The sequence below is a fragment of the Waterburya sp. genome, assembly GCF_058530065.1.
In genome coordinates, this window is record NZ_JBZNBU010000312.1 from 1 (window position 1) to 12,664 (window position 12,664).

11 protein-coding genes, 1 tRNA gene and 1 pseudogene are annotated in these 12,664 nt (G+C 40.4%); 5 read left to right on the forward strand and 8 right to left on the reverse strand.

Annotated elements, in window-relative coordinates:
- Both AC33VI_RS18500 and AC33VI_RS18505 read left to right on the forward strand, forming a co-directional pair.
- On the forward strand, positions 1-755 hold a 755-nt coding region (locus tag AC33VI_RS18500; RefSeq protein ID WP_491783736.1), incomplete at its 5' end, for a helicase-related protein.
- A 28-nt stretch (positions 756-783) separates the two neighbouring features.
- Entirely contained in the window at positions 784-1,140 is a 357-nt protein-coding gene (locus tag AC33VI_RS18505) for a cupin domain-containing protein (RefSeq protein ID WP_491783737.1), read from the forward strand.
- A gap of 24 nt (positions 1,141-1,164) precedes the next feature.
- Here AC33VI_RS18505 and AC33VI_RS18510 read toward each other — a convergent pair whose 3' ends face one another.
- The 3 genes from AC33VI_RS18510 to hslO all read right to left on the reverse strand — a co-directional run bounded on the left by AC33VI_RS18510 (position 1,165) and on the right by hslO (position 5,739).
- Entirely contained in the window at positions 1,165-2,445 is a 1,281-nt protein-coding gene (locus tag AC33VI_RS18510) for a DNA cytosine methyltransferase (protein ID WP_491783738.1), read from the reverse strand.
- A 124-nt stretch (positions 2,446-2,569) separates the two neighbouring features.
- The gene (locus AC33VI_RS18515) at positions 2,570-4,663 is read right to left on the reverse strand and encodes a chromosome segregation ATPase (RefSeq protein ID WP_491783739.1); all 2,094 of its coding nucleotides are present in this window, start codon (positions 4,661-4,663) and stop codon (positions 2,570-2,572) included.
- 182 nt (positions 4,664-4,845) lie between these two features.
- Positions 4,846-5,739 (reverse strand): Hsp33 family molecular chaperone HslO, encoded by an 894-nt coding sequence (gene hslO, locus AC33VI_RS18520; RefSeq protein ID WP_491783740.1) that lies wholly within the window; start codon positions 5,737-5,739, stop codon positions 4,846-4,848.
- A 148-nt stretch (positions 5,740-5,887) separates the two neighbouring features.
- On the opposite strand from hslO, the gene AC33VI_RS18525 reads away from it, so the two are divergent.
- Positions 5,888-5,961 (forward strand) — tRNA-Met (locus AC33VI_RS18525).
- A gap of 359 nt (positions 5,962-6,320) precedes the next feature.
- Here the strand turns inward: AC33VI_RS18525 and AC33VI_RS18530 are convergent.
- Both AC33VI_RS18530 and thrB read right to left on the reverse strand, forming a co-directional pair.
- Entirely contained in the window at positions 6,321-6,818 is a 498-nt protein-coding gene (locus AC33VI_RS18530) for a GNAT family N-acetyltransferase (RefSeq protein WP_491783741.1), read from the reverse strand.
- A 19-nt stretch (positions 6,819-6,837) separates the two neighbouring features.
- Positions 6,838-7,746, reverse strand: coding sequence for a homoserine kinase (gene thrB / locus AC33VI_RS18535; protein WP_491783742.1), 909 nt, complete (start codon positions 7,744-7,746; stop codon positions 6,838-6,840).
- Positions 7,747-7,883: 137 nt separating this feature from the next.
- Here thrB and AC33VI_RS18540 point away from each other — a divergent pair, with 137 nt between their 5' ends.
- Positions 7,884-8,198, forward strand: a complete 315-nt coding sequence (locus AC33VI_RS18540) for a hypothetical protein (protein WP_491783743.1) — start codon at positions 7,884-7,886, stop codon at positions 8,196-8,198.
- A 348-nt stretch (positions 8,199-8,546) separates the two neighbouring features.
- Here the strand turns inward: AC33VI_RS18540 and AC33VI_RS18545 are convergent, their stop codons facing one another.
- On the reverse strand, positions 8,547-10,574 hold the full coding sequence (locus AC33VI_RS18545; protein ID WP_491783744.1) for an FAD-dependent oxidoreductase: 2,028 nt from the start codon (positions 10,572-10,574) through the stop codon (positions 8,547-8,549).
- A gap of 182 nt (positions 10,575-10,756) precedes the next feature.
- Between AC33VI_RS18545 and AC33VI_RS18550 the strand changes: the two genes are divergently transcribed.
- Positions 10,757-12,040: a M16 family metallopeptidase gene (locus AC33VI_RS18550; protein ID WP_491783745.1), complete on the forward strand. Its 1,284-nt coding sequence runs from the start codon at positions 10,757-10,759 to the stop codon at positions 12,038-12,040.
- A 147-nt stretch (positions 12,041-12,187) separates the two neighbouring features.
- Here AC33VI_RS18550 and AC33VI_RS18555 read toward each other — a convergent pair whose 3' ends face one another.
- The gene (locus AC33VI_RS18555) at positions 12,188-12,340 is read right to left on the reverse strand and encodes a hypothetical protein (protein ID WP_491783746.1); all 153 of its coding nucleotides are present in this window, start codon (positions 12,338-12,340) and stop codon (positions 12,188-12,190) included.
- Positions 12,282-12,635, reverse strand: a pseudogene (locus tag AC33VI_RS18560) (transposase); the annotation flags it as partial. The gene AC33VI_RS18555 and the pseudogene AC33VI_RS18560, both read right to left, overlap by 59 nt.
- Between the last annotated feature and the right edge of the window lie 29 nt (positions 12,636-12,664).

A 12,664-nucleotide genomic window follows, 5' to 3' on the forward strand; every position in this document is an offset into this window, starting at 1 on the left:
ACGAATTGCCTCCAGGGAGACAGCCGATCAAAACAATGGTCAAGAAAGGCAAAGCCGATCGGAAAAAAGTCTACGATTTAATCAGACGGGAAATCGCCCAAGGCAGACAAGCTTATATTATTTTCCCCCTAGTAGAAGAATCGGAAAAACTAGACCTCAAGGCAGCTACAGAAGAACATCAGCGTCTCTCGGAAAATATCTTTCCCGAATTTAACATTGCCTTATTACACGGGCGCATGAGTTCGGCAGAAAAAGATGCTGCCCTTAATTCCTTTCGCGACAATCAATGTCAGATAATTGTTTCCACCACAGTAATTGAAGTAGGGGTAGATGTACCCAATGCAACGGTAATGGTTATCGAACACGCCGAACGTTTTGGTTTATCTCAGCTACATCAATTACGAGGAAGAGTCGGTAGGGGTAATAGTAACTCCTTCTGTTTCCTAATGAGTAGCAGTAAAAATGTCGAAGCCAGACAGCGTTTAGCAGTACTAGAAGAATCCCAAGATGGTTTCTTTATCTCCGAAGCAGATATGCGTTTTCGAGGTCCAGGGGCAGTACTAGGAACAAGACAATCAGGATTGCCCGATTTTGCCCTAGCCAGCCTGGTAGAAGACCAAGAAGTTTTAAATTTAGCCAGACAAGCAGCAGAAAAGATTATTGCCACCGATAGAATGTTAGATAATTATCCTGCTTTAAAACAAGAATTAGAAATTCGCTATCGACGTTTGATGGGTGGGGATATTTTAAATTAACCATAAAATACCTAAATGTTGGCTATCAATGAAATCGACAACAACTTATTGGAATCCTCTCGCGACAAATGACGCTGATTGGGAAATTATGGAAGGTACGAATGGCAACTTACTTCAGTTGACTATTGCAGAAGATCCACAGACAGGAGACTATACAAGACTAACTAAATTTAAAAGCGGTTATTCTACGATCGCTTTTGGTGCAAAAAGTCACGACTATCCCGAAGAAATTTTTGTAGTTTCTGGTCGTTTATACGATGCAGCTTTCAATCTGTGGCTCGAACCTGGATACTATGCCAGCAGACCTCCAGGAGAAGTTCACGGGCATTTTGTTGCTGATGGAGATGTGGTTATTTTGGAAGTATCTTATCCCAGTCAAGCATAGTATAGTTATGTGGCGATCGCCCGATTAAAAACTAGCCACCAAACGTTTTCTGGCTTTAATCGGTACTTCAATTTGCCAATAAGCTGCTGCTTGAGTCATGGTCATCGATAATAATTCTGGATCTAGAGTTTCTAGGATAGTTTGGGGGGGAGTAGGAGTAATTTCCAGAGATTTAATAATTTCCAGGGCGATCGCTCTGGCGAGGGGAATGGGAACAGAATTACCAATTTCTCTTGCCCCATGCCATTTAGTCGTGTGAGGCTGCACCCAGTCGGGACAACCGTGCAATCTTGCCATTTCTCGGACGGTGACGCATCTAGGAGAGGAATAGTGAATACATCTGGGGGAAGTATGCGCCCCGCGAGAGGAATCCGTACCCGCCCTCAAGGTATTGGCTACCCCTTGGCGGTGGAGTTTGAAAAAACGGGAAATGGATTCGATTTTGCCTGGGGTTGCAGCTAAAAATCTGTTTCTGATTTGAGGGGCGTGATTGGTTCTCCTACTACAGGTAAGCATCGTAGGATTCCATTGTCTTTGATAGCCAAAATACCAGCTATTTTTTGCTTGACAGCGCATTTTACGGGCATAGTCGCTGGTTGTATGCCAATCTTCTACCAATACGCGATCGCCAAATAATAAAGATTCAAAATTTTCCGCTTCGGGTAAATCTTCGAGGGCTTGTTCGCAAGTAGCCACTAGAGGCAAATTCAAGTCTGCTTTGCGATCTTTGGGCAATCTAGTAGAAGGAACAGGATAGTTGGGTAATGGGAAACCTTTTTTTGCTCCCAGAAGAAATAGTCTTTGTCGTTTTTGGGGTACTCCGTAATGGGCTGCATTAAGGATTTTCCAGGGTAGGCGAATAGAATAGCCATTTGCTTCAAAAGCTCCAATAAGCTCGTCTAAAAATCTTCTCTGCTTCCCCATAGTCAAGCCTTTAACATTCTCAAAAACAAAATAAGAAGGACTTAATTCCAGAACTATTCGGAAAAACTCTTTGACTAGAGAACTCCGAGAATCATTAGGATCGCGCAATCCAGCCATAGAAAATGACTGACAGGGGGATCCGCCAATCACTGCGTCAATAGTAGAAGTCCCAATATCAGATCTATTTCGGATATCTAAACCCGTCAAATTGCCGATCGAACAAGGAAATACTTGGCAATTGGGCAAGTTAAATTGATGTACTGCTGCATGAACTGGATCGATTTCTACAGCAGCTTTTACATCCCATCCTGCTTGCTCAAAGCCTAAAGAGAATCCCCCATAACCTGCAAATAAATCTACAACTATTGGTCTTCTAGACATAAGGAGCGTTCTAAAACTTCATAGCAATCTTAACCCAACTATCGATCTTAAACACTTACAATAATCCCCTGTTTGTATTTCTCCCGTTACCTATTTCTCCCTGTTATAAGTTATAGGTTATAGGTTACTCTTCACGGTCTTTTCTAAGTTTATCTAGCCTAAAAGTAGGAGGAATCGGCTCAAAATCTTGAGGTTCGAGTCTAATGCGCCAAATTTTAATTTCTCCTTGGGCGGCAGAATAACTAGTAGTACCAGAGGGGACTTGTTGGGCAATTGCGATCGCCTGTTCTAAAGAATTATTAGAAGCTTCTCTTGCCATCGCTAAAATATCTGCTGCCCAATTATTAACATCTCGCACTACTTGAAAATGTACAGAACTACTAGAAGAAACCTGTCTTGCGATCTTAATTGCTTGAGCTAGTGCTTCTGGGCTACCTCTACGGGCGAGATTATTAGCTTCGGTAAAGTATCTTCGTCCGTCGATTTCTGCTTGCCAGCGGGCAATTCTACTTTGAGCGTCTGGATATAAAGCTCTACCAGATCTAACTCTTTGGGCTGCATCGATCGCTGCGGAATAATTATTAACGTTGGCAAAAGAGTCTGCTTCGTCTAATATGGGTCGATCTTCAATCCGTTCGATATTGGCACGCCAACTACGAGTATAGTCTTGAGCTTCTTTATAAAGAGGGCTGCTGCGAGAAATCAAATTTGCTTCGGCGATCGCTCTACGCCAAGCATTGATATCATTACCATAAGATAGTTCTTTTGCTCGATTCAAAATCGGTCTATCTTCAATGATTTGTATTTGTCCTCGCCACTTATTAATTTCTTTTACGGCTTCGCCATAACGAGGATTGGCACGAGAAACTAACTTAGCTTCATCAATGGCTTGATTTAAGTTGGCAATTGTACCTACTCTAGCTATTTCCCTAGCTTTTGATAAATGACGCACCCCATCAATTTCTGCTCTCCAGTTTTTGATGAGCTTTTGCCCCAAATCATAATAATCGCTATCTTTTTCGAGTTTCTGTGCTTCTTCTATCGCTTCTTCTATCCCAAATACCGTATCGAGTTGCGCGCTAGAGCCAGCATTGGCAAGAATCCGCCAATCTCTAGTTTTCTGTTTTAAATTAAGACTGCTAGGAATGCGGGGGGTCATTCTGAGCAGTTGTTGCCAGTCTCTTTTCTCCACCAAAAATTCCATATTGGCGATTAGTTTCTCTTTTCCTTCCGTAACAATCTTTTGAGCTTGTTCGTAGGTATAGCTACCTTCTTTAATATCGTCTGCTCGATCGATCGCCACAATTAGATCTTCGATTCTGCCGTTACCCAGTTCTGTTTTGGCTTTAGTCAGAGTTGCGTCTTCTTCTTGAGCGACGTTAATATTATTGATGCTTTCTTCGTATTTAGTCGTCGCCCAATATTCGTTAGGGCTATCGGTCAAACGTACTGCCCAGTTAAAAGCTCCATTCCAGTCTCCTTCGCGGAGTTTATCTTCTACTTCAGCGTACTGTTCTTCTCCTTGAGACCAAATCTTATTCCATTGCTCGATTTTGCCGTCTACTAGTTCTTTTGCCGAAAGATTGGCAGGGATTTTTTGGGCTGTAGCGATCGCTCTTTCCAGTTCTCCTGCTTGAAACTCCGCTTCTCCTATTTCGAGAATTTCTTCCGCCCAACGGTCGATATTACGGTTGATTTCGGGTCTGAGGGGATGATTTTCGGGCAAGACTGCTACCAAATCGATGGCAGCTAACAATCCTACAACGTCTTTTTCTTCCGCAGCAGTTTGAGCGCAATAAAGGCGAATAGAAGCAGAGGCAATCGGCCAAAAAACCTTAGAACAACTTTGAGTTTTGGGTAATTGCAACAACATAGTAGTCGCCCCATAGCCGATGCCCCCAGAACATAAAACCAGCAAAATCCCCCATAATTGCCACATTTTCCAAAGGGGAGTTTTTTTAGTCCGAGTTTTGACTATTTCAGCTTGTTGAGTGACAGGTTGTATTGAATTGGGTTTTTGAGGAGTCAGAGGCACGAGTATATTTTCCTTTAAATCTCGATCCTGGATATTTTCTTGGCTCGAACGATCCGATCGAACTCTAGAGTTTTCGCTAGAAATCGATTCTGGCGTTTCTGGCTGTTTGCTATCTATTTTAGCGTTAGATTCATTATCAATAGAATCCGAGCCAAAGTTTAGAGGTTCTTCATTAATCGCCATAAATTACCCGATTCTCATACCAGCAAATAGATCTTTGATTTCCCCAAGGTGACGGTTAAATCGTATCTCATCTTATCATTCTTATTTATTCAGTAAATACTACATTTATGTCTATTTCATCAAGATTTGATTTCGATTGCCATTGTTCCCCGCACCTTGAGCTTTATTTCCGATAATCTTGCCTATTCTGCTTTGAGATCGGCTATTAATTGAGTTAATTGAACTTCATCTGCCCGATATACTTCGTTGCAAAATTGACATATTGCCTCTGCACCTTTGTCTTTTTCAATCATGTCTTGTAATTCTGATTCCCCTAACATTTTCAAAGCTCCTAAGACGCGATCGAAAGAACAACCACAATCAAATTTTACTTCTTGTAATTCGGGGAAAATAAATAAATCTAAATCTCCCAAAAGTTGTTCCATAATGTCTCTTAGGGTCTTACCTTCTCGTAATAAAGGAGTAAAACCAGACAATCCGCCAACCCTAGACTCTAGTAAATTAATTAAAGATTCATCGCGGGCAGCTTTGGGCATAATTTGTAATAAAATTCCTCCAGCCGCAGTTACTCCCATTTCGCTGACAAAGACCCCCACCAAAAGAGCGGAAGGAAGTTGTTCGGAAGTTACTAAGTAGTGGGCAATATCGTCTCCTACTTCTCCCGATACTAGCTTTACCGTACTAGAATAGGGTTGTCCGTAGCCCAAATCTCGCACCACATGAAGATAGCCATTGTGACCTACTGCTCTACCCACGTCTAATTTTCCGCGATCGTTAGGAGGTAGTTCTACACTTGGGTTTTGTACGTAACCTCTAACCGTTCCATCCAATCCTGCATCGGCTAAAATAGTACCTAAAGGGCCATCTCCTTTGACATGGATATTAATTCTCGAATCATCTTTTTTCATGCTGGAAACTAGCAACAATCCAGCAGCCATCGATCTACCCAAAGCTGCGGTGGCTACGTAAGATAATTTGTGTCGTCTTCTTGCCTCTTCTGTCAAATTTGTAGTAATTACTCCTACGGCTTTAATTCCACCATCTGCTGCTGTTGCTCTTATTAAGTTATCTTGCATTTTGTTAATTTTTCTCTAGATCCATATCTTTCATACTTTACTGAAATTTAACTGTTTGATGCTCTTAAAATTCACATAAGTTTTTCTTATATAAATTTATTTGCAAACTTTCAATAAAATTTGATATGATTTTTTTCATTGAAGAAAAGTCAGAGTAGCTCAGTTGGTTAGAGCATCGGACTCATAAGCCGAGGGTCGAGAGTTCAAGTCTCTCCTCTGACATTCAAGGTATAGCAGGGTCTCACGTCTTACTACATTTTCTAGGCTCTTGTTTCAATGTGTTTAAAACATCGTTAAACACATTGAAAGATCGTTAGACAAGAATGAAAAATGAGGTTTACAGATTGAGAGTTGAGTAAAAAAACAAATTCCAGCGATTCATGTCAGTACATAATAACTATCAAAAGAGCAATTCTCGTTAATTATTATTGATTAGGAGAATTAATTGAGCAATTAATGATAAAAGAAAGTCAAATAAAAGAGATTTGGTAAATTTAATTTATTAGCTTATCTTGGTGTGGTTTTTATTTGGAATGACTATGATATAGGATTTACTGAAAAAGTCTTAGTAACACATTACTTTATTTGGCGTATACATTTACATCAATGCCATAGTAAACGATTCTTTTTTCTAATTTCATTCCGAGTTTTTGGGCGACGCGAATCGAACGAATGTTTTTGGGATCGATTAAACAAACAAAACGCTGAAAATTAAATTTTTCTCGACCGTATTGATGTATAGTTTGGGCGGCTTCGGTAGCCAATCCTTTACCCCAATATTTAGCAGCCAGACGATAGCCAATTTCTACTTCTTTACGCTCGTCTATATTTTGGATAAAAAAGCCACAATAGCCAATCAATTCCTTATTTTCTTTGTTGACTAGAGCATACAAACCAAATCCAGGATCGATATAAGACAGCAATCTTTGTTCGATAAACTGTCGTATTTGATGGCGATCGTGAACTCCTAAAATAGAAAATTCCATGACTTGAGGATCGCCCAAAATAGGAAATAAATCTTCTAAATCTCGAATTGAGAAATATCTAATTATTAGTCTTGGAGTTTCTAAGATGTGCATTAATTTAAAAATGATTTGGTTATAAAATTTCTGCTCCAACAGTATTGAGAGAAAGGGCGCGTACTTGAGCATCTATGCCTAATTTACTCCAAGTTTGAGTCATTGATTCTACTATTCTCTGTGTATTTTGAGGGTTACTTAATGCCAATAAAGTAGGTCCAGCACCACTGATTACCATGCCATAAGCACCCGCAGAGATTGCCGTAGCCTTGAGTTCTTCATAGCCCACAATTAGTTTTTGGCGGTAGGGTTGATGTATTTTGTCTGCTAAGGCTATTGTTAACCATTCTGGATGGTTGCTAGCTAAGGCTCTAATCAATAAGCCCATACGAGAAATATTAAAAATTGCATCGCTACGGCTATAACTATCGGGTAATACCGATCGCGCTTCTTCGGTAGATAATTCAAAATTAGGTATGGCTACGATGGGTATGATATTTTGATGCCAAGGAATCGAACTAATTTGCCATTTGTCTCCATCCGCTACCGATAACTGACAATTACCCAACAAAGCAGGGACAACATTATCGGGATGACCTTCAATGGCGATCGCCAGATCCATGATTTCCGAACGACTCAGAGGATTTCCCGCCAAACTATTTGCACCCAATAAACCGCCGACAATGGCTGTAGCCGAACTACCCAAGCCTCTGGAAAGAGGTACTCCTAATTTTATTGCAATCTTTACACTGGGAGGAGTTTGTTTGATTTTTTGATAAAGTCTCAAAAAAGATTGATATATTAAATTATCTTCATTCGTTCCTACTTTATTGGCTTCCTGCCCTTCTATGGCGATCGAAAGTTTAATATCGCTATCAACAGCAGTAAAATCAAATTGATTGTCCATAGTCAAAGCTGCGCCAATACAGTCAAAACCAACTCCTAAATTGGCAGTGGTTGCGGGAACGCGAATGGATACTTGGTTCATTAGAAATTAATTAATTATTTATTATTTAAAGAAAATTGTATTTATGCGATCGAGATCGTTGAAATAAGTAGAATTTTAATAGTTAATCAAAAATAAGAGTTATCATCAAAAGTTTTAAAAAATTAATATACTTTATTATGTATGTCGCACGAAGTGTTCTTGCTATTCTCTTAGAAACCAGACCAAATAATATCAAAAATATCGAACAAATTGAAAATAATATTTATATTCAACTTCAAGATTCTGAAGAGCGATTGTCCATCAAAATTGATGAATATAAAATCTGTTGGCAACAGTTAAAAAGTAGTAATCATCAGATTAATTATCAGAATTTAGTTATTATTGCCATCATTTTTGGTCTTTTTATTACAGCAACCATTTCTTCTTTCAATAGTAATTTACTTGGCGGTCACACTTCCCCAGATAATATGGAATTAACTGCAGATCGTTAGGGAGGGTAATAGAGTAATGATGCGAAGATACACACTTAAGTGATTCAAGAAGGCTGAGTCGGTTGTTTGCTTTATTAACCTGAGTTCGGGATCAAAGAATTGCTCGAAGAGAATAGTTTTTAGTTTTTAGTAGCTCAGTTAAAACAGGCACAATTGCTTATCCTTCGATTAAATGACCTATATCAAGTCAATCAATAAGTTAAATACTATATATAGTTGACTTATTCTAGGTTTTTTAAACTAATAACTGATAACTAGATCGATAGTCAGTAGCTGAACCCGAACTGAGGTTTATTAGCGATCGCCCGATAGCTCAATCATACCTTGATTTGCCAACGCCTAAATTCTTTAATTCCAGTCTTCCCAATCTTGATTGAAGATCGAAGTTTCGGGAAAAGCAGTCGGATTGCCACTGGCATCTAATTTTCTTTTTAAGATTCTCAATTCATCTTCGTGAATAAAAGCCTCATCAACTAACTGATAGGGTATAATTCCCGATTCCAAACCATAAATCGCCGTTATTCCCGCTGCTGCGCCAGAAGACCATTCAAAAGAATGTACTCGATAAGCAGCCGCTGCAATATGACTGGTAGCAATGCTTTTCCCTGCCACGATTAAATTATCAATTTCTTGGGGAATCATGGCTCTGAGGGGAATCTGGAACGGATAGGCTTGTCCTCCTCCTTGACGCTCTCCTTCTCTTTCTGTATTGCCTGCCTTTTCGGCTGGACTTTCGCTCATGCAGGGATGAAAATCGATCGCATAGTGACCGACTCCCACTGAATCGGGATAAATAGTCGAACGAGTCCGTCTTTTGATTTGCTCGATACTCAAATTAGGATTAGTTACGGCTTCGATACCGTCTACTCCTTTCCAAAGCTGTCGATAGGTCTTGCGATTTAGGTTTTGGCTATAATGTTCGTCTCGATAGTCCGCCCGCGAAATATCAACTTCAGTAATAGTAAAGCCTTGAGAATAGCCAGGATAGGGACGACCGATAATTCTTCTTCCCTCCCGAATATAAGGATATTTAGACAAGCCATGAATTGTACCCATCGGCGAATCGAGTCCCGTCAATAGGCGATGGTTGGGATAGGGTTTTTTAACTCCATCTCCTAGCTGAGAATCGGTAGTTCCTTCCACTAACCAATAGAAATAACCCAAAGCATGATTTTCGCCATTACGGAGAGTTTGGGTACGCAATCCTCCCAACCAGCCTCCTGGTTTGAGTTGCCCTAATTCTTGGAGTTGTTCGCGAGTATAGACTAAATTATCTTTAGATGTACCAGGGCGATAGTCATTGCCCCAAGTCCAGTTTTGCATGGAAATATCCCCAGGGGTGGGGGCAGTAAATTCAATACCGCGAAACTTCTCTAATTCTCCTGTTTCAGGACTCCAAATCCGACGGTAAGTAAAGACTAAATTAAAGTCTGCCAGTCTTTCTAATTCGTAGCTGTAATAGTTTTTATGGCGATCGTAAAATACGGGTTCTGGATTATCTTGAGGTTCTTCTGTCGCTTCCATGGCAAAAGTATAGGTAAAGCCTTGGGTGCAATAGGGATCTGGTTCGACGCTGGAAGAAGACGGTTCGGAAGGAGAGAGGGGATCGATTCCCAAGCGATAGGGAATATCGGCTAAAGCGACTATTTCTCCTGTTTCGGTAGCTTCAATAACGTACCAGTCTGGAGCTTTATCTAAAGTAGATGCAGGAACAAAACGAATTATCTCTTTACTAAAGTTGTCCGAGTCTTCGTAGGTATAAGCATCTTCAATCATGCCAGAAAGGGGCAGGGCATTGAGGGGTAAATTTTTATTTTTCGGGCTGTGTTGGATGGCGACTGCACTTTGGATTTGTTTGCCCGTTCCTTCCCCCGATATGGTGTCGATGGCTAAATCTTTGACTACTGTGGCAGGAAACCACTTTAGTTTGCCCTGTCCTTTTTTTTCCGCAGCTTGTAATTGCTCCCACATTACTTGATGGGCATCTTTGGGCAAGAAACAAGATACGCTTACCCAACAGTCTCCAGGGTTAAGTTCGTCGTAGTATTCGGCAATCCGTTCTCTAAATTCTAAATAACCGCGAGGGAAGAATAGCTTAGCTCTTTGGGTCGTTCTTTCGTCTAAAGCAGAAGTACCCTGAGACGAAATTTGTCCTCCTACCCAATCAGTAATTTCGGTCATACAAACGGTTTTACCCACCAATAAAGCTTCATAGCTAGCTGCGACTCCTGCCAAACCACCACCAATTACCAATAGTTCGCATTCTTCAGTACGATCTATAGTGGGGGGGGATATAGCTTCAGCAGATAATTCAGAATCCCAAATAAATAAACCTAATGAGATTGATGCTAGCGTTTTTATCCAACCTAATGACACTTGATGCCCCCTTATTTATGCACGTTCAACTAATATAGTTCCCAACTAAACATTTTTCTCACAGTTTTGGATTTAATTTATTCACGCGATCGCACGGTCGATCTTTCCCTTTCTGAGAGGATAGGCACTAGAATAACTATAAGTTTTCTAGATATTTTTATAGTTAAATACCTAATTATTTAATGACTTCCATTCTCACTACACAGCCCAAACTCAACGCTCCAACTATTTGCAAGCTCGATAATGGGTTGACGATTATTGCCGAGCAAATGCCCGTCGATGCAGTTAACCTAAATGTTTGGATTGATGTGGGTTCTGCTAAAGAAAGCGATGAAATTAACGGGATGGCTCATTTTTTAGAGCATATGGTCTTTAAAGGCACGCCCAATCTTAAAATTGGTGAATTCGAGCAATTAATTGAAGAAAGGGGGGCAATTACTAATGCTGCTACCAGCCAAGATTATACCCATTACTATATTACGACTGCACCCCAAGACTTTGCCCAACTAGCTCCCCTACAGCTAGATGTAGTCTTGAATCCTAGCCTTGAAGATGAAGCTTTTGAAAGAGAAAAATTAGTCGTTTTAGAAGAAATTCGTCGTTCGGAAGATAGCCCCCGCCGTCGTACTTTTTATCGTTCGATGGAAACTTGTTATGAAACTCTCCCCTATCGTCGTCCAGTTTTAGGTCCTGGAAAAGTAATTGCCAACTTGCGATCGCAGCAAATGAAAAATTTTCACGGTGCTTGGTATCAGCCCCAATCGATGACCGCTGCGGTAGTGGGGAACTTACCTGTAGAAGAATTGATCGATACTGTCACCCAAGCATTCGATCGCCATTATAGTTTGGGAGATGACTATCAAAAAAACCAGATTCCCGATTTAACTCCCGAAAAACCATTTGCTAGTATCGTACGTCAAGAATACACTGACGAAAGCTTACAACAAGCCCGCTTGGTTATGGTGTGGCGCGTCCCAGGGATGGAAAATCTCGACGAAACCTATGCCTTGGATATTTTGGCAGTAATTTTAGGACAGGGTAAAGTATCTCGTCTGTTTAGGGAACTGCGGGAAGAAAAAGGACTGGTCAACCAAATTGGCGTTAGTAATATGACCCAAACCCATCAAGGAGTGTTTTATATTTCTGCTGCCTTACCTCCAGAAAATCTTGCCGAAGTAGAACGGGCGATCGCCGATTGTATTAGAACTATTCGCTCCGAACCTATTGCTGCTAAAGATATCGATCGCATCCGCACCCAAGTAGCCAATCGTTTTGTTTTTGCTAATGAGCGTCCGAGCGATCGCGCCAATCTTTACGGCTATTACTATTCCCAACTACAAGACCTCCTGCCTGCCCTCAATTATCCCCAACATATTCAATCTGTATCTGCCCAAGATTTACAACTAGCAGCCCAAAAATATCTCAACCCCGATGCTTATGGAGTAGTGGTTATGAGACCTGCTTGATATATAGTTATTCCAATTAATTTCATAAATTAATTTGATGCACTCAGTTTGCGGGAATTGAGTGCATTTTTGTTATTTTGATATTTATCTTAAGTTTTTAGTTTTTAGTTTTTAGTTTTTAGTTAGAGGCTGTTTATAAATAAATTATTAAGCTAAAGCTTGCTGGTTTTGAGATAGTCTTTTTGTCATTAAATGAACCATCGCAATATAAATTAGAGATTCGCTGTTTTCTGGTAATTTTTCATAATCCACCACTAGGCGACGCTTTTGAAGTAACAAGCGCAAAAGTTCTTTCGACAACCCATCTTCTAGCTAATAACTGAAACCCTTTTCCCTCTCTTTTCATTACTTCAACCTTAGCTGAAGCGAGGTTTTGTACCCCTCTTTCAAATCTAGCACCTTGATATCCTTGGTCTACCCAAATTAATTCTAATCGCTCCAAGTTCGCTTGTGATTCAAGCAATAGCGCAAGTCCATTAATTCTTTTTGAACCATTGCCTTCAGTTACTATGACCTCCAATAGTAAACCTAAAGTGTCTACTAAAATATGACGTTTTCTACCCTTGACTTTCTTTCCACCGTCAAAGCCATATACTTCCCCCTGCTTGCTCCGTCTTTACGCTG